Consider the following 26,908-nt stretch of genomic DNA (forward strand, 5'->3'; position numbering starts at 1 on the left):
TGTTTAGCCCGGAGACATAGCTTACACCTGTTCGGAGACATGGTTGACACTTTTGGGGTTACGCAGATCGATCGTTTCGATCTGATGAGCGGCAAAGAATATTCCGAATTTTCCGTCGGCACTGAGCTGGCGAATGGCGAGCCTCTCACCACGGAAGGCTTGCGGGACTTTCCAGAGCCGTCCCTTGAAGCTGACATAGGCCTTGGTGGTGGAGACGGAACGGACGATCTCGCCGTCGTCGTACTCCACCGTTGGAAGGCGGTTCGGCATAGGGCGCTGGCTCGGTCGATAACGGCTCGCGGGCACATCGAAGCCCAATGCCTCGTGCGGCCGATCGAGATTGTAGACGTTGCGCCATTGGTCGAACGCCCGCTGGACATCGGCAAGGTCGCGGTAGCGCTTGAAGGCGAAGACCTCGGCCTTCAGGCTGCGGTGGAACCGTTCGTTCTTGCCTCGGCTCTGGGGATGATAGGGCCGGCTGTGGATCGTGCGGATGCCGAGCTTGAGAAGCCACACCGTCAGCGTGGTCCAGGGGTCTTCGAGGGTGAAGCCCCAGGGGCCGCCATTGTCGACGAACATCGCATCCGGCAGTCCGTAGCGGCGGAACGTCGTCTCGAGATGGCCTCGTACCGTCGAGCCTCGTTCGTTGTCACAGGCTGCCAGGCACAAGGCAAAGCGCGAGTGATCGTCCAGCGTCGTCAGTGGATGGCAGGACACGCCGTTCTCCAAGGCACTGTGTCCCTTGAAGTCCATTTGCCAAAGTTGATTGGGCTTATCCTTCTCGAAGCGCGTATACGGCTGTCCAGGCGTGCCCGCAGGCTCCTTCACCCGATCATAACGTCGCAAAATCTCGTGCACGGTCGATATCGCCGGAACGGCCTGCCGGTTGCGCTTGAGACGATGCGCGAGTTTGCGCGCTCCCCAGGCCGGGTGAGCATCGCGCAGTTCGACGATCTGTTGCTCGATCGCAGCAGCTGTACGCTCCGGACTGTGATGAGGTCGTCGCGATCGGTCCGCCAATGTCGTATCGCCTGCATCGTACCGCTGGATCCACTTGTAGCCCGTCGGAGCGCTGATGCCGAACTGCCGGCACAGCTGCCGCAGGTTCGCTCCCTCCTGCTTGGCAAGCACCACAAACTCCCGCCTTTGATCCATGACTGACACCTCTCGCCACGGCATCGTTCGCCCCCTTGTTTGACGAATCGAGCCGATTTTGACGTGTCAACCATGTCCCCGAACACCTGTCAGTCATGTCTCCGGGCTAAACACTGCGCTCGCAATGACGAGTTCGCGGAGCCTGCGATTTTCCTTACGAGCGCCGTCGAAACCGGCTGAACTGAAACGCCTGGGTCGAATGCCACGGCGTCGGATGCATCTCGCTGCGCGTCTCGACCAGCTCGAACGCGGGCCCGAGCTCGCTTGAAAGGCTGGCGCTGTCATGCCGCTGCACCGGCAGGCCGCTGCATTTCTCCGGGCCGTCAGGCGCGAACGTCGCGATGATCACCTGTCCGCCTGCCGCAACCGCCGATCGCAGGCGCTCGACATAGGCAGCGCGGTCGGCCGGATCGGTCAGGAAGTGAAACGCGGCGCGATCGTGCCAGACGTCGTAGCTCCTCACCGGCTGCCATGTCGTGGCATCGGCAACGATCCAGTCGACCGCTGAGGCGGCCGCACCGATTCGCTTCTTTGCCGCATCAAGCGCATTGACGGAGAGATCCAGCACCGCGATGTCGCGATAGCCGTGTTGCAGCAGCGCATCGACCAGCCGCGACGCGCCGCCGCCGACGTCGATGATGGCAGCGTTTTGATCGGGACTGGCCGCGCGGATCATCTCGAGCGAGATCGCCGGGCTGTCCTGAAACCAGCTGACCTCGGTCTCGCCCTTGGTGGCGTAGACATTCTGCCAATGCGTGGTGCGGTCGGACATGGTGGCTCCGGCCTTGGCCGGCATGGCGGCGCGCTGTTGGCGATGCCGCTATTAATTTGCAGTACGCGCGCCCGCGGCTCGCGGACGCGCCAGTGCGAACGAGACTACTCGTCCTTCTTCGACATCCGCTCGAGGCGTTCCTGCATGTCCTTCATCTGCTGGCGCAGGTCGTCGATGTTGGTGTCCTTGGCGGGCTCGGCATTCGCGTCGGGCTCCGGTTCCGGAGTGGCCGAGCGCGCAGGCGTCGCAAACGGCTTGAACATCGAGAAGGTCTGCTGGAACAGTTCCATGTTGCGGCGGACCTGCTCTTCCAGCGGCGCGAAGGGCGTGCCTGATAGCGTGTTGGCGATCTGCTTGCGGAACTTCTCCTGCTCCTGGGTCAGCGTCGCGATCGACTGCTCCAGATATTTCGGCACCACCATCTGCATGCTGTCGCCATAGAAGCGGATCAGCTGACGCAGGAAGGTGGTCGGCAAGAGGTTCTGGCCGGCCTTGTTCTCCTGCTCGAAGATGATCTGGGCGAGCACGGAGCGGGTGATGTCGTCGCCGGTCTTGGCGTCGTAGACTAGGAAATCTTCGCCATCCTTGACCATGGCGGCGAGATCCTCGAGCGTCACATAGGTGCTCGTTCCGGTGTTATAGAGCCGGCGGTTCGCGTATTTCTTGATCGTGGTGGGTTGGTCTGATTTCGCCATGGGCTCTCACTTGCAAGCGCGGAGAACGGGAACCTTGCGGCCATGCCGCAGGGCGGGACGAGTACGCAACGCAACAAAGTAAGCATTTTCAACGGGAGCACGCCACCGTTTTGTGCGGCACGGTTAATTGCGCAGCAAAAACTTGCTTGCGAAAGCACCAGGAACGCTATTTTGAATGCGGTGCGGCATTGACATGCCTCAACGACGTTAACAGGATGCCGGACGAGACTGACGGGCCTTTTCCTGCGCCCGCCCGCCCCCTCGACACAGAACCTCAAGCCCCAGGAGATGCCCATGTCAGACGATGTCGTCATCGTCAGCGCCGCCCGCACCCCGGTCGGAAGCTTCAACGGAGCCTTCGCGACCCTTCCCGCACATGACCTCGGCGCCGTCGCCATCAAGGCCGCGCTGGAGCGCGGTGGCATCGAGCCCGGCCGGGTCTCGGAAGTCATCATGGGCCAGATCCTGACCGCGGGTCAGGGCCAGAACCCCGCCCGGCAGGCCTCGATCGCGGCCGGTATCCCGGTCGACAGCCCGGCCTGGGGCGTCAACCAGCTCTGCGGCTCAGGCCTGCGCTCGGTGGCGCTCGGCTATCAGGCGCTGGTGAACGGCGATTCCGACATCGTGGTCGCCGGCGGCCAGGAATCCATGAGCATGGCCCAGCACGCCCAGCACCTGCGCGGCGGCGTCAAGATGGGAGCGCTCGAATTCGTCGACACCATGATCAAGGACGGCCTGTGGGATGCCTTCAACGGCTACCACATGGGCAACACCGCCGAGAACGTGGCCAAGCAATTCCAGATCACCCGCGCCCAGCAGGACGAGTTCGCAGTCGCTTCGCAGAACAAGGCCGAGGCCGCGCAGAAGGCCGGTAAGTTCAAGGACGAGATCGTTCCGGTCACCATCAAGACGCGCAAGGGTGACGTGGTCGTCAGCGACGACGAATATCCACGCCACGGCGCAACCCTCGATGCGATGGGCAAGCTGCGCCCGGCCTTCGAGAAGGACGGCACGGTGACGGCCGGCAACGCATCCGGCATCAATGACGGCGCCGCTGCCGTGGTGCTGATGACCGCAAAGCAGGCGGCCAAGGAAGGCAAGAAGCCGCTCGCGCGCATCGTGTCCTGGGCGCACGCCGGCGTCGATCCGAAGATCATGGGCACCGGCCCGATCCCGGCCTCACGCCTTGCGTTGAAAAAGGCCGGCTGGAGCGTCGGCGATCTCGACCTGATCGAGGCCAACGAGGCGTTCGCGGCGCAAGCCTGCGCCGTCAACAAGGACCTCGGCTGGGATACCTCCAAGGTCAACGTCAATGGCGGCGCGATCGCGATCGGTCACCCGATCGGCGCTTCCGGCGCGCGCGTGCTGGTGACGCTCCTGCACGAGATGCAGAAGCGCGATTCCAAGAAGGGCCTCGCCACGCTGTGCATCGGCGGTGGCATGGGCATCGCAATGTGTCTCGCGCGAGACTGAAACTGACACTTGACTGACGGGTGCGCTGCACACGCAGGCAGAGTGCGATGCACGCGATTAAAAAGGCGGCGGTTGCAAATCAAATATTCTTCGCAACCGCGCCAGCCTCGACTAAATACAAACGCCCGGCTCAACGCCGGGCGTTTTGTTCTTGATGTCCGTCAAACCAACCGCATAATCCATCGCTAAAAACGATCGCTCAGAAACGTCCGAAGAGTCCAAGGGAAGGAATACGATATGGCAAGAGTTGCATTGGTGACGGGTGGTACGCGGGGCATTGGAGCTGCGATCAGCAAGGCGCTGAAGGCGGCCGGCTACAAGGTCGCGGCGAGCTACGCCGGCAACGACGCGGCGGCGGAGAAGTTCAAGGCCGAGACCGGTATTGCCGTCTACAAATGGGACGTCAGCAGCTTCGATGCCTGCGCCGAGGGCGTAAAGAAGGTCGAGGCCGATCTCGGGCCGGTCGAGGTGCTCGTCAACAATGCCGGCATCACCCGCGACACCGCCTTCCACAAGATGACGCTCGAGCAGTGGAACGCCGTCATCAACACCAATCTCGGCTCGCTGTTCAACATGACGCGGCAGGTGATCGAGGGCATGCGTTCGCGCAAGTTCGGCCGCATCATCTCGATCTCGTCGATCAACGGCCAGAAGGGCCAGTTCGGCCAGGTCAACTACTCCGCGGCGAAGGCCGGCGACATCGGCTTCACCAAGGCGCTCGCGCTCGAGAACGCCAAGGGCGGCATCACCGTGAACGCGATCTGCCCCGGCTACATCAACACCGAGATGGTGCAGGCCGTGCCGAAGGACGTCCTGGAGAAGAACGTGATTCCGCAGATTCCGGTCAACCGGCTCGGCGAACCGGAGGAGATCGCCCGCGCGGTCGTGTTCCTCGCGGCCGACGAAGCCGGCTTCATCACCGGCTCGACGCTGTCCATCAATGGCGGCCAGTATCAGGCCTGATAGGGACATCAAGCCTGTAGCGCCAGCCGCGACAAGGCGATAGTGAAGACGCAAATGCCCGGCCTTGCGCCGGGCATAAGCGTCCTCAGAGCCTTTGATCGATGACCCCGCGCACCGCCACACTGATCGGATTGACCGCGATCCTGATGTGGTCGCTGCTGTCAGTGATGACGGTGGCAACCGGCAAGATTCCGGCCTTTCAGCTCGCCGCCATGACGTTCGCGATCGGCGGCCTCGTTGGGCTCCTCACCTGGATCGGCCGTGCTGATGCCGCGAAGAGCCTGCGGCAGCCGCTGGTGGTGTGGGTCGTCGGCGTCGGCGGCCTGTTCGGCTATCACGCACTGTATTTCCTCGCGCTGCGCTTTGCCCCGCCCGCCGAGGCGGGCCTTCTCAATTACATGTGGCCGCTGCTGATCGTGCTGTTCTCGTCCTTCCTGCCGGGCGAGCGGCTCGCCATGCATCACATCGTCGGTGCGGTGCTCGGCCTCGTCGGCACGGTGCTGCTGTTTGCCGGCAATACGTCAGGCTTCGCGCCGGGCGCGGTGCCGGGATTGATCGCGGCCTTCATCGCCGCCTTCGTCTGGGCGACGTATTCGGTGCTGTCGCGGCGATTGAAGGCCGTGCCGACCGATGCGGTCGCCGGCTTCTGTCTCGCCACGTCAGCGCTCGCCGCGGTGATGCATGGTCTGCTCGAGACCACAGTATGGCCGGAGACCATTTTGCAATGGCTCGCCGTGATCGGGCTCGGCATCGGCCCGGTCGGTGCGGCCTTCTACGCCTGGGACGTCGGCATGAAGCGCGGTGACATCCGCGTGCTTGGCGCCGCGTCCTACGCGACACCGCTGCTATCGACCGGTTTCCTCATTGCAGCCGGCTTTGCCAAAGCCAGCGCCAACATCGCGGTCGCCGCCATCCTGATCGCCGGCGGCGGCCTGATCGCCGCAAAGGACATGGTACTGCGGAAGCAATGAGAGTCTACGGCTCCCAGCCCTTCGGCGCGAGCTCGAACTTTGCGAACTCGAACGCCGGCGCCACGGTGCAGCCGACCAGCGTCCACTCGCCAGTGGTTTCCGCCATTTGCCAGGCGTGCGCCGGCACGATGGCCTGCGGCCGCTCGCCGCTGACGAGATCGGTGCCGAGCCGCACCTCGTGCTGGGAGCAACCCTCATGGGCGATGCGCAGCATCAAGGGACTGCCGGCATAATAGTGCCAGGTCTCGACCGCATCGATCCGATGCCAGTGCGAGCGCTCGCCGCGCGCCAGCAGGAAGTAGATCAGCGTCGAGCGTGACCGGCCGTTGGCGTCGGTGGTCTGGTCGCGAAAGGTCTCGCGGTAATGGCCGCCCTCGGGATGCGGGCGGAGTTCGAGGCGCGCGATGATCTCGGCTGCGGTCGGCATCGATCCCCGGCAGGATTTATTGTTCAAGACTTTGCGTCAGGACTTGTTCTTGCGCTCGCGCAACTCGCCGAACACTGCGGCGGCATCCGCGCCCTTCATGTGAAGCCTGGCTGCGACCGCCGGTTCATCAGCGCGCAGGAACACGTTTGCTCGCTTCTCATCTCCAAGCAGCGAGGGAATCGTCGGCTTGTTCTCCGCCCGCAGCTTCGCAACCTCGGCCGCCCGTGCCTGCAGCGCCGCATTGTCGGGCTCGACGGTGAGTGCGAATTTGACGTTGGACGCCGTGTATTCGTGGCCGCAATAGAGCTTGAAGTCGTCGGGGAGCGCCCGCAGCTTCAAGAGCGAGTCCCACATCATCGGATAGTTGCCCTCGAACACCCGGCCGCAGCCGATCGAGAACAGCGTGTCGGCGGCGAACAGCGTCTTCTCGGTATCGAACACGTAGGAGATGTGATCGAGCGTGTGACCGGGCGTTTCCAGCACGCGCCCCAGCAACGAGCCCACCTTGACCACGTCGGCATTGGCAACGCGCAGATCGACATTGGCGATCTTCGTCGTCTTGTCATGCGGCGCGACGACGCGGCAATTGTATTTCTGCTTGAGCTCGGCGACCCCGCCGACATGATCGCCATGATGATGGGTGATCAGGATGTCGGTGAGCTGCCAGCCCTCACGCTCCAGCGCCTTGATGATGGGGCCGGCTTCGGGGGCGTCGATCGACGCGGTTGCCTCGGTTTCCACATCGTGGATCAGATAACCGAAATTGTCGTTTAAACAGGTGAAAGTACGAATTTCGGCGGCCATGACATCTCCATCGCGCTCAGCCCCGCCAGACAGATATGGCGTTAACGTTGCGCAGGCAATGCAATATTGAGCGCGCAGCCGCGCCCCAGCGCATGTTACATTGCCCTCATGACCATCGACGTCGTCGACCTCAGAGAATTCTATTCCCGCCGTCTCGGCATCGTGGCGCGGCAGATGATCAATCGCGGCATCAGGGAACGCTGGCCGGGCGCCGAGGGCCAGCGCGTGCTCGGCATCGGCTACCCCACGCCCTATCTCGGATTGTTCCGCGAGGACGCGGAGCGCTGTATCGCCTTCATGCCGGCAGCGCAGGGCGTGCTCAAATGGCCGACCGGGCGGCCCGCGCTGGCCGCGCTGGTCGATGAGTTCTCGCTGCCGCTTCCCGACGCTGCGGTGGACCGCATCCTGCTGATCCATGCACTGGAGATGTCGGACGATCCGGCCGCGCTGCTGCGCGAGGTGTGGCGGGTGCTGTCGCCCTCAGGGCGCGTCATCGCGGTGATTCCGAACAGGCGCGGCGTCTGGACGCGGAGCGACAACACGCCGTTCGGCCACGGCCGTCCCTATTCGCGCTCGCAGATCACGGACCTGTTGCGCCAGACCTGGTTCACGCCGACCGGCTGGGGCGAGGCGCTGTTCATGCCGCCTTATGCCGGCCGCTGGGTGCTGAAGTCAGCGCAGATGTGGGAGCGGGCTGGAGCGGCGCTGTCGCTGCCCTTCGCCGGCGTCCACATCGTCGAAGCGACCAAGCAGGTCTATCGCGCGATCCCCGCCAAGCGCGAACGTGCCAGGCTGATTCCCTCGCTGGCGAAGCCGGTGCTGGTGCCGTCCTCGACCACGGTGAGGCGGGGCTGAAGACAAATCGTCCCGGCGAGGCCGGGACGATTGCAATCCATCACATCGGAAGTGTGGCTTACTCGCCCGGGGCGAGATCGTCGCTGGTCGCGGCCGGAGCGGCCTCGCGCTCGGGACGCGGGCCGNCCGCCATGCGGCCGGCGGCGTCGCCGCGGATAACGCTCGCCCCCGCCGCCATTGCCACCTTCGAAGCCGCCGGGCGCCCCGGTGGTCTGCGGCTGCGCGCCGGTGATGAAGGACGGCAGGCGATCGACGCTGCCGGCATCGGCGACGACAGGTTGCGGCTGGTTCTGCGGCTGCGGCTGCTGGTGATATTGCGGCTGCGGACGATGGTCGCGCTCGCGATGTTCGCGCGGTTGCTGATCGCGCTGATAGGGCTGCTGGTTGTCGCGCTGCTGGTAGTCACGCTGGTGATCGCGCTGGCCGTCGCGGTCGCGCATGAAGGGCTGTTGCTGCGGCGGCTGCGGAACGAAACCCGGCTCCTGGCCGAAGGCCGAGAAATTATCGCCGTCGTCCTCGCCGTCATCGCTGCTGGTGTTGATGGGCTCTTCGCCGCGTGGTTGCTGGTTCTGGCGGAACTGCTCCTGGGCCGCCGCGATCAGGCGGAAATAGTGCTCGGCATGCTGGTAGTAGTTTTCGGCGGCAACCGGGTCGCCCGAGGAGCGGGCGTCGCGCGCCAGCTGAAGATATTTTTCGGCGATGTGGGAGGCAGTGCCGCGGATCTTGATGTCGGGGCCGTTCGATTCGTAGACCCGGGTCATCGGGTTCTGGCCGCGTCGGTTGTTGTTATTGTTGTTGTTGTTGCGGTTGCGCATCCGCTGCTTGTTCTGACCGTTTCTCATGTCCTGCCTTTAATTCCAGCCCTAGAGGTTGCACGCATTACTGATTGCTAGGAGTGCGACAAGGGTCCACAGGCCTCACGCGCACCGCGCGCAAGTGCGGTTTGAACCCTGCCAATGTTCGTCGGCCGTCGCGTTCAACAAAGACGCGTTCCCCACCCGCCAGCATCCATTGCCAGCGAACCCATTCATATCGCCTGCCGAAACAAGCCCAGCTTTGTTGCGTAAGTCTTCAAGCGCAATATCAGGCTTTCGTTCACGTTGCGGTCGGAGAGCAGCGCAGCTCTACTGGCCATCGCGCTCAACAGGACCTGCGGCTTGGAACCTATAATCAGTAAAGCTCTCGCCCGAGAGCCCGGCTTTCGCCCGTAGGTCTACGGGGCCGGCACCGATGTGTTGACCGGAACGTAGTCGTTCCCACGGGATATTCCAAGAGGTTTTTCGAGCCCAATCCGGCTTTTATGGGGGCATTTTTCGGGCCGAGACGGCCCTGGGAATGCCCGCCAGGTCAGCCTTGGGGGGCCGGTCGATCGATAACGCGGCAGCTGCCATTAAGGTTTCAATCATCGGCGCCTGTCCCTGGCCGGCCTCGACGATCAGCGCCCCGCCGGGGGTGAGCAGGCCGGCTGCCTGGGGAATCAGGGCACGGTAGGCATCGTATCCGTCATTGCCGCCATCAAGCGCCAAATGCGGATCGTACTCGCGGACCTCGATGCCCAATTTCGGAATCTCCCCTGCGGGAATATAGGGCGGGTTGGACACGATCAGATCGAACGGGCCGCGAAGGGCCGCCGCATACGAGCAGGCGACGAAGCTGGCGCGGTGGGCAAGGCCGAGGGCGGCGGCATTGACCCTGGCGGTATGAAGCGCGGTCAGGCTGAGATCGGTGCCGACACCAAAGGCTTCGGGAATCTCGTGCAGCAGCGCAAGCAGGATCGCGCCCGATCCGGTGCCGATATCGGCGATAACAGGCGGATGAGAGCGACCGAGCTCGCGAAAATGCTCGAGTGCACGCTCGACCACCGTCTCGGTATCGGGTCGGGGGACCAGGGTTGCTTCCGACAAACGAAACGGCAGACCCCAGAATTCCCTGATGCCGAGAATGCGGGCGACCGGCTCATGTGCGAGCCTTCGCTGCGCGTACCCTTCGAGCCGCGCTGTCTCCTCTGGCGTGAGCGGTCGCGCCGCCTCCGTGATCAGGCCGGTCAGATCGAGCCCCAGTGCAGCGCCAACAAGCAGGCGCGCATCGAGGGACGGCTCCTCCACGCCGGCCGATTGCAGCAGCGCCGACAGCGCACGTCGCGCGCTCTCGATGCTCTGTCCGGGATCAAAGCCTGTCGCCAAGGGGAACCATCCTGCCTGGCATCGTGGATAGATCGGCTGCCTTGCTTGCGTCAACGGAAACGAGCGCGCTTGACTGTGCAGCGCAGGAGGGACGTCCCCATCGGATAGCTGTGCATCCGTGACATCGGCCGGTTGGTCCGGCTACGGCCGCTTGCTACTTTAGGCTAAGCCTCCCGCGACGGCGGGCGGCACGGTCGAGGCAGGCATGGCTCAAGCCAAGAGGGCGCAGCGGTTGAAGGTGGTGGCATCGGCGAGGCGCAGCACGATGCGTGACTCCGATTACGCAGCACTGGCGCAGTTTCGCTACCAGATCCGAAGCTTTCTGGCATTCAGCGAGGCGGCCGCCGCCGTACAGGGATTGACGCCGACGCAACATCAGGCGCTGCTCGGCATCAAGGGCTTTGTCCGCCCCCGCCCGGCAACCGTCGGCGACGTCGCGAAATTTCTGCTGATCCGGCATCACTCCGCTGTCGAGCTGATCAATCGCCTCGAAAAGCAGGGCCTTGTCGCTCGCCTCGCCGATCCGGAGGATGCCAGGCGCGTGCATCTCAAGCTGACGAAAAAAGGCGAGCAGAAGCTCCAGGCGCTCTCGCGCAAGAACCTCGAGGAGCTCCGCCGCGCCGCGAGCCCGGCGCTGAGCCGTCTGTTGAAATCCTTCGGAGCGCCCGGCGAGGCCTGAACGCCCCGCGGCCTGTCAGGCCGCTGCGCCCTGTGCGGCGAGCTGCGCGGCCTGGTGCTCCGTGGTCAGCGCATCGGTGAGTTCGCCGAGCGCTTCGCCTGATATCACCTGCGGCAGCTTGTAGAGCGTCAGATTGATGCGGTGGTCGGTGACGCGGCCTTGCGGGAAATTATAGGTGCGGATGCGCTCGGAGCGGTCGCCGGAGCCGACCTTCTCCTTGCGCTCGGCCGAGCGTGCGGCATCGACGCGCTGCCGCTCGGCATCGTAGATGCGCGAGCGCAGGATGTTCATCGCCGAGGCGCGGTTCTTGTGCTGCGAGCGGCTGTCCTGCATCATCACCACGATGCCGGTCGGAATATGGGTGATGCGGATCGCCGATTCCGTCTTGTTGACGTGCTGGCCGCCGGCGCCTTGCGCGCGCATGGTCTCGATGCGCAGATCCTCGTTCTTGATCTCGACGTCGACATCCTCGACCTCGGGCAGCACCGCGACGGTGGCCGCCGAGGTGTGGATGCGCCCCTGCGTCTCGGTGTCGGGCACGCGCTGCACCCGGTGCACGCCGGATTCGAATTTCAGCTTCGAGAACGCGCCGCGGCCCTGCACCTCCGCGATGATTTCCTTGTAGCCGCCGACAGTGCCTTCGCTCGCCGAGATCACCTCGACCTTCCAGCCCTGCAAGGCGGCGAAGCGCTCGTACATCCGGAACAGATCGCCGGCGAACAGCGAGGCCTCGTCGCCGCCGGTGCCGGCGCGGATTTCCAGCACGACGTTGCGGTCGTCCATGGCGTCCTTGGGCAGCAGCGCGATGCGGATCTTCTGGACCAGCTCCTCGATCTTCGGATTGAGCTCGTCGCGCTCGGCTTCGGCCATGCTGCGCATCTCGGCATCGGTCGCGGGATCGGCGATCAGCGCCTCGGTGTCGGCGAGCTCCTTGACGGCAGAGCGATACGTCTTCACCGCCTCGATCAGCGGGGTGATCTCGGCGAGCTCGCGCGTGACCTGGACGTAGCGCTCGGAGGAGAGCTGTCCGAGCGACTCGGCCTCGAGAGACGCGTGATGCGCGAGCAGGAGGTCCAGTTTGGCTTCGGGGAGTGACGACATGGTTCAGTCTCGAATGGCGGAGGGAAGCGAGGCGGCGAGGGCGAGCGGCAGGTCCGCTACAACGCCAGGCCCTCGGCCTCGGCAAATTCCGTCAGCTTCTGCCGGATCGAAACGCTGCCGCTAGGTGCATCCAGCAGGGGTCCAAGCATGGCTGCGGCCTTCTTGACGTCGAGGTCGATCACCATCGCCTTGACCGGGCCGAGCGCGGTCGCCGACAGCGACAGCGAGCGGTAGCCCATCGCCAGCAGCGCCAGCGCGCCGATCGGCTTCGAGGCCATCTCGCCGCAGAGCGACAGCGATTTCTTCGCGGTCAGCGTTTTTTGCGCGATGTCGCGCAGCGCGCGCAGGATCGGCGTCGACATGGTGTCGAAGCGCTCGGAGACCTTGGCATTGCCGCGGTCGACCGCGAACAGGAACTGGAACAGATCGTTGGAGCCGACCGAGATGAAGTCGACCTTCTTCAGGAGTTCGTCGAGCTGGTAGAGCAGGGCGGGCACCTCGACCATGGTGCCGATGTCGATGCGCTCCGGCAGGGTGTGGCCATGCTGGCGCAAATAAGTCAGCTCGCGCTCGACCAGCGCCTTCGCCGAATCGAATTCGGCGACCTCCGTGATCATCGGGAACATGATCCGCAGTGCGCGGCCGCCGCCGGCGCGGAGCAACGCGCGGATCTGGCCGCGTAAGAGGCCGGGACGGTCCAGTCCGAGCCGGATCGCGCGCCAGCCGAGCGCGGGATTCTCCTCGATCACCGTCTCCATATAGGGCAGCGCCTTGTCGCCGCCGATGTCGAGGGTGCGGAAGGTGACGGGCTTGGGGCCCGCGGCGTCCAGCACGGCGCGGTAGAGCGCGAGCTGGTCGCTGGTGCGCGGCAGGCTCTGTCCCACCATGAATTGCAGCTCGGTGCGGAACAGGCCGATGCCGGCGCTGCCGGTGTCGTCGATATGCGGCAGGTCGATGGCAAGGCCCGCATTGATCAGGAGCTCGACCTTCTCGCCGTCCTTGGTGACGCAGGGCCGGTCGCGCAGCGCCAGATATTGCGCCTGGCGGCGGGCACGGAAGCGCACCCGTTCGGCATAGGCTGCTTCGATCTCCTGCGACGGGCGCACATAGATCGCGCCCGAGGTGCCGTCGACGATGATGGCATCGCCTGGATCGGCGATGCCGGGCGCATTCGGCACTTCGCCGACCGCGGGAATGCCGAGCGCGCGGGCCACGATCGAGACGTGGGAGTTGGCGGTGCCTTCCTCCAGCACGATGCCGCGCAGGCGCTTGCGGTCGTAATCGAGCAGTGCCGCCGGGCCCATCGCACGCGCGATGACGATGGCATTGTCGGGCAATTGTTCGCGTGAAGGCGCGTGGTCCTGGCCGACCAGCTGCCGCATCAGGCGGTAGCCGAGGTCTTCCAGGTCATGCAGGCGATCGCGCAGGTATGGATCGGTGGAGCGCAGCATGCGGGCGCGGGTGTCGGATTGGACGCGCTCGACGGCGGCTTCCGCGGTGAGGCCGGTGGCGACCGCCTCGTGCAGCTTGTGCGACCAGCCCTGATCGTTGGCGAACATGCGGTAGGCTTCGAGCACGTCGCGGTGCTCGCCGCCCTCGGCGACATCGCCGCGCTCCAGCATGCGGTCGAGATCCGAGCGCAGCTTGGCCAGCGCGGTGTCGAGCCGCTTGATTTCCTTCGGCAGGTCCTCGGCAATGTAGTCCTTGATGACGACGCGCGGCTCGTGCAGCACGACATGGCCGAGCGCAATGCCTTCCGAGAGGATCGCGCCGGCCTTCTGCGTCGAATGGCGCGCGGCCGGCTCCAGGCCCGGCTGGGCCAGCGCGGACAATTCGCCTGACGCGATCAGCTCCGCCAGCACCATGGCGGTGGTCTGCAGCGCCTCGAGTTCCTCCTCGACATAGGTGCGCTTGGCGCGGTTCTGCACCACCAGCACGCCGAGCGTGTTGCCGGCGCGCAGGATCGGCACGCCGAGGAAGGAGTGATAGATCTCTTCGCCGGTCTCCGGGCGGAACGAGAAGGCCGGATGGCTCTGCGCGTCGTTCAGATTGAGCGGCGTCGCCTCGCTGGCGACAAGGCCGACCAGGCCCTCATGGGCGCTGAGTACGGTGTGGTGCACGGCCTCGCGGTTGAGGCCTTCGGTGGCGTAGAGCTCGAGGGTGTTGTCAACGCGCAGCACATAGACGGAGCACACCTCGGCCACCATGTTGGCGGCGATCAGCACCACGATCTTGTCCAGCCGCTCCTGGGCCGAGACCTGCTCCGCCATGGTTTCGCGGAGCCGTCTCAACAAGACGCGGGGACCTCCCGACGCGCTCCGCATGAACCGTCAATCTCCTCCGTCTGCCCGGTCCGGCGATATTGGCCGGCGGCTGGCCTATAATTCCAGAAAAACAATCAAATTGTTTGTCCGGCGCAGGTGCAAACGCAAATCTTCCCGAGATTTTGTGCTTGCGTCGAATCAGCGCCGCCTGAACTGGGACACAGTCTGCGGCAGCCCACCCTGTCCGCCGTATAGCGAATTGAGGCTTGTTTTGCCAAGCAAAACGCCTGCCAAACGCGAAGGTGTGTACACCCCCAGCGTTTGCTGCGACCGCTAAGAGAAAATGAGCCTTGGCATGGTCCGGAAAAGTGCGAAGCGGTTTTCCGGCAAGACCACGACGGTGGCGCTTCAGGCCTGATCGAGGCCGTAGAGCGTGTGCAGCGTGCGCACCGCAAGCTCGGTATAGGCGGCGTCGATCAAAACCGAGAATTTGATCTCGGAGGTTGTAATGGCCCGGATGTTGATATTCCGTCCTGCGAGGGCCGAAAACGCCTGGGCCGCGACGCCGGCATGGCTGCGCATGCCGCTGCCGATCACCGAGATCTTGGCGACGTCGGTCGCGGTATCCAGCCGTGCATACCCGATCTTGGCCTTGGCGGCGGTGATCGTCTCCTTGGCCCTGACGTGGTCGGCGGCCGGCACCGTGAAGGTCAGGTCGGTGGTCTTGCCGTCTTCAGACACGTTCTGGACGATCATGTCGACGTTGATATTGGCATCCGCGAGCGGGCCGAAGATCGATGCGGCAACGCCAGGCTTGTCCTCGATCTGGCGCACCGAGATCTGGGCCTCGTCCTTCGAAAAGGCGATACCGGTGACGACGTGGTTTTCCATGATCTCCTCCTCGCCGCAGATCAGGGTGCCGGGCGGCTGGTTGGCATGCGGGTCGATATCCTCAGGCTTGTCGAAGCTCGAACGGACGAAGATCGGCATGTTGTGGACCATGCCGAGTTCCACCGAGCGCACCTGGAGCACCTTGGCGCCCTGGGAGGCCAGTTCCAGCATGTCTTCGAACGCGATCTTGTCGAGCCGCTTGGCCTTCGGCACGATCCGCGGGTCGGTGGTGTAGACGCCATCGACATCGGTGTAGATGTCGCAGCGATCGGCCCTGACGGCAGCGGCGACGGCCACGGCCGAGGTATCGGAGCCGCCACGGCCAAGGGTGGTGATGCGGCCCGTCCTGGGATCGATGCCCTGGAAGCCGGCGATGACAGCGACCTCTTTCCGCTCCTGGAAGCGCTTGATGATCTCGCTGCCGTCGATGTCCTCGATCCGGGCCGAGGCATGAGCATCGCTGGTCTTGATCGGGATCTGCCAGCCCTGCCAGGAGCGGGCCTGGATGCCCATGCTCTGGAGCACGATGGCCAGCAGGCCCGAGGTGACCTGTTCGCCGGAGGCGACGACGGCGTCGTATTCGCGCGCGTCGTGCATCGGCGAGGCCTCGGTGCACCAGGCCACCAGCTCGTTGGTCTTGCCCGACATCGCCGAGACGACCACAGCCACTTCATGGCCGGCGTCGACCTCACGCTTCACATGGCGTGCGACGTTGCGGATACGTTCGATGTTGGCGACGGACGTGCCGCCGAATTTCATCACGAGACGGCTCATGACGACGCGTGCATTCCCTCTTGAGGATCAGTATGGTGACCCGCGCCGGACGGATGCCCTGGGGGATACCGCCCGCGCGTATACAGAGGGGCGGGGCCGGGGGCAAGCGGGTTCCTGCACCGGCCAATCCAGGCAATGGGTCATCACAGGTCATGGCGCGCTATATTGACGAAATCCTGCAGCCCGGCGAGCGGGTGCTGTATTCGACCAATGCGCACTGGATCTTCTACTTCCCGGCCATTCTGGCCTGGATCGTGGCGATCGCCCTGTTCGTGGTCTCTCGCCGGACCGACATCTACGGCGTGATGATCATCTGTCTGTTCGGCTCCGGCCTGGTGGCGCTGGCCGCCCTGTTCTGGACCGTGAAAGGCTGGTTCCACCGCTTCACCACCGAGACCGACGTCACCAATCTCAGGGTTGTGCATAAGACCGGGTTCATCAAGCGTCGCACCTTTGAAATGGCGCTGGATAAGGTCGAGAGTGTTGATGTCGACCAGACGATTCTTGGACGAATTCTCAACTATGGCGACGTGACCATCCGCGGCGTCGGCGAAGGGATCGAGACGATCAAGACCATCGCCGATCCGCTTGCCTTCCGTAGTTCGATCACCACGCGTTAGGACCGCGCGTATCCATGAGCATGCAGCAAGATAGATCCGCAACTGCCACCGTGCCGCTGGGCTCGACCGTCGACGCCGCCGAGATCGCGAAATTCTCAAAGCTGTCAGCCGAGTGGTGGGACCCCAAAGGCAAGATGGCGCCGCTGCACCGGATCAATCCGCTGCGGCTCGGCTATATCCGCGACGCCGCCTGCCGCAAGTTCGAGCGCAATGTGCGCAGCCTCAACTGCCTCGGTGGCCTGCGTGTGCTCGACATTGGCTGCGGCGCCGGCCTGCTTTGCGAGCCGCTGTCGCGCCTGGGCGCACAGGTCATCGGGGTCGACCCGTCGGCCAGCAACATTGCGGCGGCGAAACTGCATGCCGATAAGAGCCATCTGTCGATCGATTACCGCTGCACCACGGTGGAGGAGATTGATCCGCGCGAGCGCTTCGACATCGTGCTGGCGATGGAGGTGATCGAGCACGTCGTCGACGTCGGCGTTTTTCTCAAGCGCTGCGCCTCGATGCTGAAGCCGAACGGCCTGATGGTGGTGTCCACGCTCAACCGCAATTGGAAGAGTTTTGCGCTCGCCATCGTCGGCGCCGAATACGTGTTGCGCTGGCTGCCGCCCGGCACCCACGAATGGAACAAGTTCGTCACCCCTGACGAACTGACCAAACATCTCCTCGACAACCGCCTCGTCATCACCGAGCAGACCGGCGTCGTCTACTCCCCCTTCGCCGACAAATGGACGCTCTCGTCCGACATGGACGTGAACTACATGGTGGTGGCTGAAGCGATGGTGTGAGGGGGCTCGTAAAGGGCTAGCTGCTTCCACAACCCCGCTGTCGTCCCGACGGAGGCGGAGTTTGTCGCGAGAGCATCGCTCCTATGACGTGGGCGTGATTGACCTGTTGCCGCGTGGTCGGCAGGTTGCATCAACACTCCCGTAGCGGCACCCCATGTTCACCATCACCAGCCTTTGGATTCCCTTCACCGTCGTCGCTGCGCTCGGCCAGGTCGCGCGCAATGCGATGCAGCGGTCGCTGACGAAGCCGCTCGGGACATGGGGCGCGACCAATATCCGCTTCCTGTTCGGCTTCCCGTTCTCGCTGCTGTTTCTGGGGCTCGTGCTGGTCGCAACCGGCGATCGCATCGGCATGCCGCCATCGATGTTCTGGCCGTGGCTGCTGCTCGGCGCGCTCAGCCAGATCGTCGCGACCGGGTTGATGCTGCTGGCCATGAACGACCGCTCCTTCGTGGTGACGACGGCCTACCTCAAGACCGAAGCGATCCAGACCGCGATCTTCGGCTTCGTCTTCCTCGGCGATCACCTCACCTGGCTGAAAGTGCTAGCGATCGTGATCGCCACCGTCGGCGTCGTCATCACCGCGCTGCGGCCCGGTGGCGAGAAGAGCTTTGCGGAGCTGAAGCCGACCATCACCGGCCTCGTTGCGGCGGCAGCGTTCGCGCTCTCGGCGGTCGGCTTCCGCGGCGCCATCATCACCGTACCGAACGTGTCGTTCGTGACCGCGGCCTCGTTCACGCTGGTGCTCGGCCTGTTCGTGCAGACGCTGATCCTGACGATCTATCTGCTCTGGCGCGCGCCTGACGTGTTGCGGGGAATTCTCGGGCTATGGCGGCCTTCCATGCTGGCCGGCTTCACGGGCGCCTTCGCCTCGCAATTCTGGTTCCTGGCGTTCGCACTGACGGCCGCCGCCAACGTTCGCACGCTCGCTTTGATCGAGGTGCTGTTTGCACAAGGCGTGGCGTATTACTCGTTCAAGCAGCCGATCGCGCCGCGCGAGATTTTCGGCATCGTGCTGATCGTGGTGGGCGTGGCGCTGCTGGTGGGATTTTGACTTTCCCAGCCGCCGTCAAGTCCGGCCATGACGAGAAGCGAGACTATTAATTCCGGTCTTCCGGCAGGGTCGGTAGCGGCGAGACCTCGATGCCTTCGTCGATCAGCGACTTCGCTTCATCAGGCGAAGCCTCGCCGTAGATCGGGCGATGTTCCTTGTCGCCGTAATGCATTGCGCGGGCTTCGTTGGCGAAGCGGTCGCCGACATTATCGGCGTTCGTCACGATGTGGTCGCGCAGCTCCTTCAGCTTGGCGCGCAGCTCGCGCTCCTGCGCCAGCATCAGCGAGGTCGGACCTGACGACGCAGCCTCGGGTGCGGCGGTTGTTGTCGGCTCCGCCGGCGGCGTGGCGCGCCCCTTCTTGCCGACGATGCGCGGCGCCATGATCGCCTTGTCGACCTTGGCCGAGCCGCAGATCGGACAGGTCACCAGCTTGCGCTTGACCTGCGAATCATAGGCCGACGAGCTCTGGAACCAGCTCTCGAACTCGTGGTTGCGGTCGCAACGGAGCGCGTAGCGGATCATGCCGATCCTCGCACCAGGTGCAGATGATCCGGCCCGGCCTTGGGATCGGAGACCCCGAAGCGGCGGCCGTGCTGGAGCGACGGGATGGCGCGCCGCGCTGTCTCGACCTTGGCCGGGTCGATCTTGGCCATGATGATGCCGGGCTCGACATCGCCCTCGGCGAGGATCTCGCCCCAGGGATCGATGATCAGCGAGTGGCCATAGGTCTCGCGCTTGTTCTCATGGATGCCCGCCTGGGCCGCCGCGAAGATGAAGCAGCCGGTCTCGATCGCGCGCGCACGCAGCAGGATGTGCCAGTGCGCCTCGCCGGTCTTGCGGGTGAAGGCGGAGGGAACGGTGATGAAATGAGCGCCGCTCTCGGCCAATGCACGGTAGAGCGCGGGGAAGCGCACGTCGTAGCAGATCGTCAGGCCGACGCGGCCCCAGGGCAGGTCGGAGATCACGGCGGTCTCGCCCGGCTGGTAATTGGCGGATTCGCGATAGCTCTCGCCGTCCGGCAGCTCGATGTCGAACATGTGGATCTTGTCGTAGCTCGCGAGCACATTGCCCTCGGGCCCGATCAGGAACGAGCGGTTGACCGCCTTTTCGGGCGAGAACCGCAGCGCCAGCGAGCCGACATGGATGTGGATCTTCAGCTCGGCCGCGAGCGCGCGATACGCCTTGAGCGAGGTATCGTCCTCCTCGCTCTGCAGATGCTCGAACAGCGCCTTGCGGTTCAGCTGCATCATGTTGCTGACTTCGGGCGTCTGCACGTAGTCCGCGCCCTTGGCAGCCGCCTCCCGAATGAGTCTCGTCGCCTGCGCCAGGCTCGGCCCTGGCATCAGGCCGGTGCGCATCTGTATCATGGCGGCGGTGAAGGTCCTGTCCTCGTTCATGAGACCGCCTTGACGCCTTCGAGCAGGCCGTCGAGCTTGCCTTCGCGGTCGAGCGCGTAGAGGTCGTCGCAGCCGCCGATATGAGTTCCGCCGATCCAGATCTGCGGGAAGGTCGAGCCCGCGCCGGCGCGGTCGTACATCTCCTCACGCCAGGACGGGTTCTTGGCGACATCGAATTCCGTGAAGCTCGCCTTCTTTCGGGTCAGAAGCGACCTGGCGGCGGAACAATAGCCGCACCCCGGCCGGGTGTAGATCTCGACAGCAGCGGTCATGGTAGCAAGCGCTCTCATGTCATGAATTTATTGAATTATATGGGGGTTTACCTGGTCTCGACAACCCGGGCAAAGACCAGCACGTCGACCTGGGCTGCCTTGGCGCGCAGCAAAGCGCGGGCGCAGGCGTCCAGGGTCGCACCCGATGTCAGGACATCGTCGACAAGGACGATGCGCCGGCCCTGGACCTCGGACTGGTGGTTGGGGGATACCTGGAACGCGCCCTGCACATTGGTGGCGCGCTGCGCCCGCGACAGGCCGATCTGCTGCTCGGTGGCGCGCACCCGGCGCAGCACCTCAGCTCTCACCTTCACATCGCTCTGGCGTGCGATGATCTGTGCCAGCGCGCCTGATTGGTTGTAGCGGCGGCGCCAGGCCCGCCGCCAATGCAGGGGCACCGGCACCAGCATGTCGGCGCCGTTGAGCAACTCGCCGCCCGCGCGCGCCATCCAGCGGCCCATGGCCGGCGCGAGATCGGTACGGTCCTGGTATTTCAGCGCATGCACCAGCGTGCGCGCGACATCGTCATAGCGCACCGCCGCGCGTGCCCGCATGTAAGCCGGCGGGCTCGCGATCGCCTCCATCGACAGCATGTCGGGGCCGGGATCATAGACGAAGGGAATGCCGAGCCGCGGGCAATAGGGCCGTTCAATGAACGACAGCCGCGACCAGCACGCTGCGCACACACCCTCGCCATCGACCGGCTCGCGACAGGACACGCAGAGCGTCGGCAGCGCAATGTCGAGCGCGAGCTTTGCCGCCCGTGTCAGCACATGGCGGCCAGCCGTCCACGCGGCACGCAAAGGCGCGGCAATGGAACGGGATGGGGCGGCATCAGCTTCCATGACAGGAGGCTAGCGTTCCACGGCAATCCGCTCAAGCCACGCTCTCGTGCACCCGGGCGCAGCGCTGAAAGCGCTGAGGCGCGTCCGGGATACGAGAGAGGAGATTGCAATGGCCTGCATGATCGGCGTAACCAGCGGCATGGCTCAGACCCCACAGACCCCGCCCGCCTTGTTCGATCGCGCCCTGCTTCATGCGCGGCAGCGGCGCGCGCTGGCGCAGGGTCCCGAGAGCTTCCTGCTCGACCGGGTCGCCGAGGACATGTCCGACCGGCTTGCTGCAGTGATGCGCGAGTTTCACGCCCCGGCCGATCTCTGGACGCCTGGCGAGGGGCTCACAGGGCTGCGCGGACGGTTGCCGTCCATGCAACGGATTGCGCTCGACGCAGCGGGCTCCGAGAAATTGCCCGTGCTGCCCGAAAGCCTCGACCTCGTTGTCTCGGCACTGGCGCTGCAATTCGTCAACGATCTCCCTGGCGTGCTCGCGCAGGTTCGCCGCGCGCTGAAGCCGGACGGGCTGCTGCTCGCCGCGATGATCGGCGGCGATAGCCTGACCGAGCTGCGGCAGGCCTTTGCCGCGGCGGAGGCCGAATGCGAAGGCGGGGTCTCCCCGCGCGTGGCGCCGTTCGCCGATTTGCGCGACATCGGCGCGCTGTTGCAGCGAGCGGGCTTTGCGCTGCCGGTCACCGACGTCGATCGTGTCGTGGTGCGTTATGGCGACGCGTTCACGTTGATGCAGGATCTTCGCCGCATGGGCGCGGCCAATGTGCTGATCGAACGGCGGCGCACGCCGAGCCGGCGCGCGACGCTGCTGCGCATGGCCGAAATCTATGCCGAGCGCTTTGCCGATGCCGACGGCCGTATCCGTGCGACCTTCGACATCATCTGGCTGTCCGGCTGGGCGCCAGATGCGAGCCAGCAGCAGCCGCTGAAGCCGGGTTCGGCGAAAGCGAGCCTGGCGGAGGCGGTGAAGAAGGCGGGGGAGATTTAAGGCACTTACACCGTCATTCCGGGGCGATCCGCAGGACCGAACCCGGAATCCCGAGATTCCGGGTTCGCGCTCTCGCGCGCCCCGGAATGACGATGAGGGCAAGCCTCACATCAGCAAATCGATCAAATGCGGGATCAGCGGAATATCCGCCGGCGGCATCGGGTAGTCGCGCAGCTTGTTGGCGCGGACCCAGGCCAGGTTTTGCCCCTCACGCGGCGTGACGATGCCTTCCCAGCGCCGGCAGATATAGAGCGGCATCAGCAGATGAAACGTCTCATAGCCATGGCTCGCAAAAGTCAGCGGCGCCAGGCACGGCTCGGCGACGGTGATGCCGAGCTCCTCGTGGAGCTCGCGGATCAGGCTTTGCTCGGGCCGCTCGCCCGGCTCGAGCTTGCCGCCAGGAAATTCCCATAAGCCCGCGAGCGTCTTGCCTTCCGGGCGTTGCGCGATCAGGACGCGCTTGTCGGCGTCGACGAGCGCGCAGGCCACCACCAGTGTCAGCTTCAGCTCGGCCATGATCCTAAGACCGGTAATCGCCGTTGATCGCGACATATTCCTTGGTCAGGTCGCAGGTCAGCACGCGGTCGCGGCCCTTGCCGAGGCCGAGCGAGACCCGGATCGCGATCTCCGGCGCCTTCATCGCCTCCGACACCTGCGCTTCGTCGTAGGAGGGATCGCGCGCGCCGCTCTTGGCGACGCGGATGCCATTGAAGGAGATCGACAGTCTGTCGCGATCGGCCGGCTCGCCGGCCTTGCCGACGGCCATCACCACGCGGCCCCAATTGGCGTCCTCGCCGGCGATTGCGGTCTTCACCAGCGGCGAGTTGGCGATCGACATTGCGATCTTGCGGGCGGAAGCCTTGGTCTTGGCGCCCTCGACGGTGATCTCGACCAGCTTGCGTGCACCCTCGCCGTCGCGGGCGACTTGTTCAGAAAGATTGGCGAGGATCTGGTTGAAGGCCTTGGTGAAGGCCTTCAGGCGCGGATCGCTGGCGCGGCTGATTTTTGGCGCGCCGTGTTCGGCAGCAGCACCCGTCGCGAACGCCAGCAGCGTGTCCGAGGTCGAGGTGTCGCCGTCGATCGTCACCGCGTTGAACGTGTCCTCGACGCCGGCCTTGAGCAGCGCCTGCAGCGCGGCGGGCGCGATCGGCGCGTCGGTGAAGATGAAGGACAGCATCGTCGCCATATCGGGGGCGATCATGCCGGCGCCCTTGGCCATGCCGTTGATGGTGACCTTGGCCTTGCCGAGCTTCACGGTCGCGGTCGCGACCTTGGGGAAGGTGTCGGTGGTCATGATTGCTTTCGCCGCGGCGAGGTAATCGCCTGGCTCGGCTGATACGGCGAGGCGGCCCAGCACGCCGTCGAATTTGGTAGCGTCCAGCGGCTCGCCGATCACGCCGGTCGAAGCCAGGAAAATCTCGCTCTCGCTGCAGCCGACGGCCTTGGCAGCGATCTTCGCGGTCAGCGCGGTGGAGGCCCGGCCGGTCTTGCCGGTGAAGGCGTTGGCATTGCCGGAATTGACGACCAGTGCGCGCGCCTTGCCGCCCTTCAGCTTGGCACGGCACCATTCAACCGGTGCGGACGGGCACTTCGACTTGGTGAAGACGCCGGCGACGGCCGTGCCCTTGTCCATGATGGCGAGCAGCACGTCGGTGCGGTTCTTGTAGCGGATGCCGGCCTCGGCCGTCGCAAGACGGACGCCCGCGATCACGGGCATATCAGGGACATTCTTGGGGGCGAGGGGAGAGACGGAGGAGGACATCGCGGGGGCCTTGGTGAGGTCTGGATATGCAGATGCCCGGCCCCTCTTTGCGGGGGCCGGGCATCAGGTAGGCTTAGATACTCTCCGCGTCACCGAAGTGACAGCAAATTCTTACTTCTTGGCCGGAGGGGCCATCTTGCTGTCGGCCGGCTTGGCATCCTTGGACGCGTCGGCCGCCGGCTGGTCCAGCCGCTCGACCTTGGCTTCGGTGCGCAGCTTGGCGACGTAATCGGCCTGGGCCTTGCGGGTGACGTACTGCTCGATCTGGGGCTTGACCTGGTCGAACTCGGGCGCCTTGCGGTTGCGCTTTTCCTCGACCTTGATGATGTGCCAGCCGAACTGCGACTTGACGGGGTCGGAGATCTTGCCCGGCTCGAGCGTGAAGGCCACGGCCGAGAATTCCGGCACCATCTGTTCCTTGGTGAAGAAGCCGAGGTCGCCGCCGTCGGCAGAGCCCGGGTCCTTGGACTTCTTCTTGGCGAGGTCGGCGAAATCGGCGCCCTTGTCGAGCTCCGCCTTCACCGCCTTGGCCTCGTCCTCGGTCTCGACCAGGATGTGGCGGGCGCGCACTTCCTGCTCGCCGGTGATCTGCTTGGAGGCCTCCTCATAGACCTTCTTCATGGCGTCGTCGGTGGTCGCCGCCTTGCCTTCCTGGGCCAGCAGGCTGTCCATCAGCAGGCGGTTGCGGGCGAACGCCATGCGCTTCTTGAACTCGTCGCTGTCGGCGACCTTCTTGTCCTCGGCGGCCTTGGCCACGATCTTCATGTCGATCAGGAACGACAGGACGTTTTCGTCCTTGGTCGCCGGATCCATTTGGGCGAGGCTCGGTCCGAGCTCTTCCTCGGCCATGGTGACGTCGCTCTTCTTGATTTCAGCGCCATTGACCTTGGCCAGGACCGGATCGTCGGCCGCCCGGAGCGGGCCTGCGAACGCCAGGGNGGGTCAGCACCAGGCAGGCTGCCAAGCCGAGGCTGCCAGCCAGGGCGGACGCTTGGCGGAAACGCAGGCCGGTGGTTACCGGGAACGAGGTGGTCATGGAAAATCCTTTTGTTGAAGCAGGGGGCTGCTCGAGCGGGGCGGACACTCGCCCAATTCAGGGGGGCTTGGCAACGCGAAAAGTCTGTCAAAATGATGAATTAGCCGCAATGCGCCCGCCGTTGACAAGGCCCTGACCGGGCCATATCTCTGCGCGGTCGCGACCATGGCGATGGCGTTTATTTTGCTGCGTTTTTGGCCGTTGAACCCAGACTAGCCCAATTCCCACCCATATGGCGGATGACCCCCCGCAGTCCGGGCTCTGGTGCCATAAGGCGTCACGGTGAGTTGATAGGCCGGAGGGTGACAACTTCTTAGGCCAACGCGGTTAAATCGCGAACACAGGAACTAGGCATGATCGGCGCGCTCGCCCGCAAGTTTTTCGGTTCCGCCAACGACCGGCGGGTGAAGGGATATCAGTCCCGCGTCAACGCGATCAACGCGCTGGAGCCCGAGCTCATCAAGCTCTCCGACGAGCAGCTCAAGGCCCGCACCGCCGAGTTCAGGCAGCAGCTCGCCGAGGGCAAGACGCTGGACGACCTGCTGGTGCCCGCCTTCGCCACGGTACGTGAGGCTGCCAAGCGCACGCTCGGCCAGCGCCATTTCGACGTTCAGCTGATCGGCGGCATGGTGCTGCACGAGGGCGACATCGCCGAGATGAAGACGGGTGAAGGCAAGACGCTGGTGGCGACGCTCGCCGTCTATCTCAACGCGCTCGCCGGCAAGGGCGTCCACGTCGTCACCGTCAACGATTACCTCGCCCGCCGCGACTCCGGCTGGATGGGCCAGATCTACAGCTTCCTCGGCATGACCACGGGCGTGATCGTCCACGGCCTGGACGATGCCGAGCGCAAGGCCGCCTATGCCTGCGACATCACCTACGGCACCAACAACGAATACGGCTTCGACTATCTTCGCGACAACATGAAGTACCGGCTCGAGGACATGGTCCAGCGGCCGCACTTCTTCGCCATCGTCGACGAAGTCGACTCCATCCTGATCGACGAAGCGCGCACGCCGCTGATCATCTCCGGCCCGCTCGACGACCGCTCCGACTTCTACAATACCATCGACGGCTTCCTGCCCAGGCTCGACAAGGCCGACTACGAGGTCGACGAGAAGCAGCGCACCGTGACGCTGACCGAAGGCGGCATGGAAAAGATCGAGACGCTGCTGCGCGATGCCGGCCAGCTCAAGGGCGAGTCGCTCTACGACGTCGAGAACGTCTCCGTCGTGCACCACATCAACCAGGCGCTGCGCGCCCACACGCTGTTCACCCGCGACAAGGACTACATCGTCCGCGACGGCGAGGTCGTGATCATCGACGAGTTCACCGGCCGCATGATGCCGGGCCGGCGCTATTCGGAAGGCCTGCACCAGGCGCTGGAAGCCAAAGAGCACGTCCAGGTTCAGCCCGAGAACCAGACCCTGGCCTCGATCACCTTCCAGAACTACTTCCGCATGTATGAGAAGCTCGCCGGCATGACCGGCACGGCCGCGACCGAAGCGGACGAGCTGTTCGACATCTACAAGCTCGAGGTCGTGGAGATCCCGACCAACCTCGCCATCGCGCGCCTCGACGAGGACGACGAGGTCTACCGGACCCAGAAGGAAAAATACCAGGCGATTCTCGCCGAGATCGAGCGGGCCAACGCAAGGCTGCAGCCGGTGCTGGTGGGTACAGCCTCGATCGAGAAGTCGGAAGTGCTGGCCGAATTCCTCAAGGCCAACGGCTACAAGCAGATCGACTTCGGCAAGGAGAACGCGCTCGACAAGCTCTATGCCGCCGCGCGCGCCGGCAAGCCGGCAAAGCTGTTCGCGGTGCTGAACGCGCGCTTCCACGAGCAGGAAGCCTATATCGTCGCCGAAGCCGGTGTGCCCGGCGCGATCACGATCGCGACCAACATGGCCGGCCGCGGTACCGACATCAAGCTCGGCGGCTCGCTCGAGATGCGTCTCCAGCAGGAGACCGCCGGCATCGAGGACGAGGCCGAGAAGGCGAAGAAGGTCGAGCAGATCAAGGCCGACATCGCCCATTTCCGCGACATCGTGCTGAAGGCCGAGGAGACCGTCGAGGTCGAGCCGGCCAAGGGTTCAAAGCCCGCCAAGACCGTGAAGAAGCCGGGCGGCCTCTACATC

At 64.7% G+C, this 26,908-nt stretch carries 25 protein-coding genes and 2 pseudogenes; 10 read left to right on the forward strand and 17 right to left on the reverse strand.

Going from position 1 to position 26,908, the window contains the following annotated elements; genetic code table 11:
- Positions 1 to 21: 21 nt before the first annotated feature.
- From AOQ71_RS14735 to phaR, 3 genes are all read right to left on the reverse strand, one after another.
- Positions 22 to 1,179, reverse strand: coding sequence for an IS481 family transposase (locus AOQ71_RS14735; RefSeq protein ID WP_083513846.1), 1,158 nt, complete (start codon positions 1,177 to 1,179; stop codon positions 22 to 24).
- 130 nt (positions 1,180 to 1,309) lie between these two features.
- Complete coding sequence (locus AOQ71_RS14740) at positions 1,310 to 1,927, reverse strand: class I SAM-dependent methyltransferase (RefSeq protein WP_057747502.1); 618 nt, start codon at positions 1,925 to 1,927, stop codon at positions 1,310 to 1,312.
- A 104-nt stretch (positions 1,928 to 2,031) separates the two neighbouring features.
- A complete protein-coding gene (gene phaR / locus AOQ71_RS14745) occupies positions 2,032 to 2,622 on the reverse strand; it encodes a polyhydroxyalkanoate synthesis repressor PhaR (RefSeq protein ID WP_057747408.1) in 591 nt (196 codons plus the stop codon).
- 294 nt (positions 2,623 to 2,916) lie between these two features.
- Here phaR and AOQ71_RS14750 point away from each other — a divergent pair, with 294 nt between their 5' ends.
- The 3 genes from AOQ71_RS14750 to yddG all read left to right on the forward strand — a co-directional run bounded on the left by AOQ71_RS14750 (position 2,917) and on the right by yddG (position 6,029).
- Positions 2,917 to 4,095 (forward strand): acetyl-CoA C-acetyltransferase, encoded by a 1,179-nt coding sequence (locus tag AOQ71_RS14750; RefSeq protein WP_057747409.1) that lies wholly within the window; start codon positions 2,917 to 2,919, stop codon positions 4,093 to 4,095.
- 237 nt (positions 4,096 to 4,332) lie between these two features.
- Positions 4,333 to 5,058 carry an acetoacetyl-CoA reductase gene (gene phbB / locus AOQ71_RS14755; protein ID WP_057747410.1) on the forward strand — a complete coding sequence of 242 codons (726 nt, stop codon included), beginning with the start codon at positions 4,333 to 4,335 and terminating at the stop codon, positions 5,056 to 5,058.
- Between the two features lie 101 nt (positions 5,059 to 5,159).
- On the forward strand, positions 5,160 to 6,029 hold the full coding sequence (gene yddG / locus AOQ71_RS14760; RefSeq protein ID WP_057747411.1) for an aromatic amino acid exporter YddG: 870 nt from the start codon (positions 5,160 to 5,162) through the stop codon (positions 6,027 to 6,029).
- 4 nt (positions 6,030 to 6,033) lie between these two features.
- On the opposite strand, the gene AOQ71_RS14765 is transcribed toward yddG, so the two are convergent.
- Positions 6,034 to 6,456 carry a cupin domain-containing protein gene (locus tag AOQ71_RS14765; RefSeq protein WP_057747412.1) on the reverse strand — a complete coding sequence of 141 codons (423 nt, stop codon included), beginning with the start codon at positions 6,454 to 6,456 and terminating at the stop codon, positions 6,034 to 6,036.
- A gap of 36 nt (positions 6,457 to 6,492) precedes the next feature.
- Positions 6,493 to 7,260, reverse strand: coding sequence for a hydroxyacylglutathione hydrolase (gene gloB, locus AOQ71_RS14770; RefSeq protein ID WP_057747413.1), 768 nt, complete (start codon positions 7,258 to 7,260; stop codon positions 6,493 to 6,495).
- A gap of 108 nt (positions 7,261 to 7,368) precedes the next feature.
- Between gloB and AOQ71_RS14775 the strand changes: the two genes are divergently transcribed.
- Positions 7,369 to 8,115: a methyltransferase domain-containing protein gene (locus tag AOQ71_RS14775; protein WP_057747414.1), complete on the forward strand. Its 747-nt coding sequence runs from the start codon at positions 7,369 to 7,371 to the stop codon at positions 8,113 to 8,115.
- Between the two features lie 126 nt (positions 8,116 to 8,241).
- Here the strand turns inward: AOQ71_RS14775 and AOQ71_RS43190 are convergent.
- Positions 8,242 to 8,957 (reverse strand): annotated as a pseudogene (locus tag AOQ71_RS43190) (DUF4167 domain-containing protein); the annotation flags it as partial.
- Between the two features lie 456 nt (positions 8,958 to 9,413).
- Positions 9,414 to 10,298: a peptide chain release factor N(5)-glutamine methyltransferase gene (gene prmC / locus AOQ71_RS14785; protein WP_057747416.1), complete on the reverse strand. Its 885-nt coding sequence runs from the start codon at positions 10,296 to 10,298 to the stop codon at positions 9,414 to 9,416.
- A gap of 205 nt (positions 10,299 to 10,503) precedes the next feature.
- Between prmC and AOQ71_RS14790 the strand changes: the two genes are divergently transcribed.
- Positions 10,504 to 10,977, forward strand: a complete 474-nt coding sequence (locus AOQ71_RS14790) for a MarR family transcriptional regulator (protein WP_057747417.1) — start codon at positions 10,504 to 10,506, stop codon at positions 10,975 to 10,977.
- Positions 10,978 to 10,992: 15 nt separating this feature from the next.
- Here AOQ71_RS14790 and prfA read toward each other — a convergent pair whose 3' ends face one another.
- From prfA to AOQ71_RS14805, 3 genes are all read right to left on the reverse strand, one after another.
- Positions 10,993 to 12,078 carry a peptide chain release factor 1 gene (gene prfA, locus AOQ71_RS14795; protein WP_057747418.1) on the reverse strand — a complete coding sequence of 362 codons (1,086 nt, stop codon included), beginning with the start codon at positions 12,076 to 12,078 and terminating at the stop codon, positions 10,993 to 10,995.
- A gap of 56 nt (positions 12,079 to 12,134) precedes the next feature.
- A complete protein-coding gene (gene ptsP / locus AOQ71_RS14800; RefSeq protein WP_057747419.1) occupies positions 12,135 to 14,402 on the reverse strand; it encodes a phosphoenolpyruvate--protein phosphotransferase in 2,268 nt (755 codons plus the stop codon).
- Between the two features lie 348 nt (positions 14,403 to 14,750).
- The gene (locus AOQ71_RS14805) at positions 14,751 to 16,007 is read right to left on the reverse strand and encodes an aspartate kinase (protein WP_057747420.1); all 1,257 of its coding nucleotides are present in this window, start codon (positions 16,005 to 16,007) and stop codon (positions 14,751 to 14,753) included.
- A 152-nt stretch (positions 16,008 to 16,159) separates the two neighbouring features.
- On the opposite strand from AOQ71_RS14805, the gene AOQ71_RS14810 reads away from it, so the two are divergent.
- The 3 genes from AOQ71_RS14810 (at position 16,160) to AOQ71_RS14820 (ending at position 18,469) form a co-directional block, all read left to right on the forward strand.
- Positions 16,160 to 16,627 (forward strand): PH domain-containing protein, encoded by a 468-nt coding sequence (locus AOQ71_RS14810; protein WP_057747421.1) that lies wholly within the window; start codon positions 16,160 to 16,162, stop codon positions 16,625 to 16,627.
- Positions 16,628 to 16,641: 14 nt separating this feature from the next.
- Positions 16,642 to 17,415 carry a bifunctional 2-polyprenyl-6-hydroxyphenol methylase/3-demethylubiquinol 3-O-methyltransferase UbiG gene (gene ubiG / locus AOQ71_RS14815; protein WP_057747422.1) on the forward strand — a complete coding sequence of 258 codons (774 nt, stop codon included), beginning with the start codon at positions 16,642 to 16,644 and terminating at the stop codon, positions 17,413 to 17,415.
- Positions 17,416 to 17,569: 154 nt separating this feature from the next.
- The gene (locus AOQ71_RS14820; RefSeq protein ID WP_057747423.1) at positions 17,570 to 18,469 is read left to right on the forward strand and encodes an EamA family transporter; all 900 of its coding nucleotides are present in this window, start codon (positions 17,570 to 17,572) and stop codon (positions 18,467 to 18,469) included.
- Between the two features lie 46 nt (positions 18,470 to 18,515).
- Here AOQ71_RS14820 and AOQ71_RS14825 read toward each other — a convergent pair whose 3' ends face one another.
- From AOQ71_RS14825 to AOQ71_RS14840, 4 genes are read right to left on the reverse strand one after another with little or no spacing between them, the layout of a single operon-like run.
- The gene (locus AOQ71_RS14825; protein ID WP_057747424.1) at positions 18,516 to 18,992 is read right to left on the reverse strand and encodes a DUF1178 family protein; all 477 of its coding nucleotides are present in this window, start codon (positions 18,990 to 18,992) and stop codon (positions 18,516 to 18,518) included.
- The gene (locus tag AOQ71_RS14830) at positions 18,989 to 19,867 is read right to left on the reverse strand and encodes a carbon-nitrogen hydrolase family protein (RefSeq protein WP_057747425.1); all 879 of its coding nucleotides are present in this window, start codon (positions 19,865 to 19,867) and stop codon (positions 18,989 to 18,991) included. The genes AOQ71_RS14825 and AOQ71_RS14830 overlap by 4 nt, the downstream gene beginning before the upstream one ends.
- Complete coding sequence (gene grxC / locus AOQ71_RS14835) at positions 19,864 to 20,139, reverse strand: glutaredoxin 3 (RefSeq protein ID WP_057747426.1); 276 nt, start codon at positions 20,137 to 20,139, stop codon at positions 19,864 to 19,866. The genes AOQ71_RS14830 and grxC overlap by 4 nt, the downstream gene beginning before the upstream one ends.
- Positions 20,140 to 20,186: 47 nt before the next feature.
- A complete protein-coding gene (locus AOQ71_RS14840) occupies positions 20,187 to 20,984 on the reverse strand; it encodes a ComF family protein (RefSeq protein ID WP_057747427.1) in 798 nt (265 codons plus the stop codon).
- Positions 20,985 to 21,102: 118 nt separating this feature from the next.
- Between AOQ71_RS14840 and AOQ71_RS14845 the strand changes: the two genes are divergently transcribed.
- Positions 21,103 to 21,972: a methyltransferase domain-containing protein gene (locus AOQ71_RS14845; protein ID WP_057747503.1), complete on the forward strand. Its 870-nt coding sequence runs from the start codon at positions 21,103 to 21,105 to the stop codon at positions 21,970 to 21,972.
- A gap of 105 nt (positions 21,973 to 22,077) precedes the next feature.
- On the opposite strand, the gene AOQ71_RS14850 is transcribed toward AOQ71_RS14845, so the two are convergent.
- The 3 genes and pseudogenes from AOQ71_RS14850 to AOQ71_RS14860 all read right to left on the reverse strand — a co-directional run.
- Complete coding sequence (locus AOQ71_RS14850) at positions 22,078 to 22,488, reverse strand: (deoxy)nucleoside triphosphate pyrophosphohydrolase (protein ID WP_057747428.1); 411 nt, start codon at positions 22,486 to 22,488, stop codon at positions 22,078 to 22,080.
- Positions 22,489 to 22,492: 4 nt separating this feature from the next.
- Positions 22,493 to 23,734, reverse strand: a complete 1,242-nt coding sequence (gene argJ, locus AOQ71_RS14855; RefSeq protein ID WP_057747429.1) for a bifunctional glutamate N-acetyltransferase/amino-acid acetyltransferase ArgJ — start codon at positions 23,732 to 23,734, stop codon at positions 22,493 to 22,495.
- Between the two features lie 111 nt (positions 23,735 to 23,845).
- A pseudogene (locus tag AOQ71_RS14860) lies at positions 23,846 to 24,672 on the reverse strand (peptidylprolyl isomerase); the annotation flags it as partial.
- A 451-nt stretch (positions 24,673 to 25,123) separates the two neighbouring features.
- Between AOQ71_RS14860 and secA the strand changes: the two are divergent.
- Positions 25,124 to 26,908 (forward strand): preprotein translocase subunit SecA (gene secA, locus AOQ71_RS47810; protein WP_245316880.1); only part of this gene is annotated, 1,785 nt, incomplete at its 3' end.

This window comes from Bradyrhizobium manausense (genome assembly GCF_001440035.1).
Classification (GTDB): Bacteria; Pseudomonadota; Alphaproteobacteria; order Rhizobiales; family Xanthobacteraceae; genus Bradyrhizobium; species Bradyrhizobium manausense.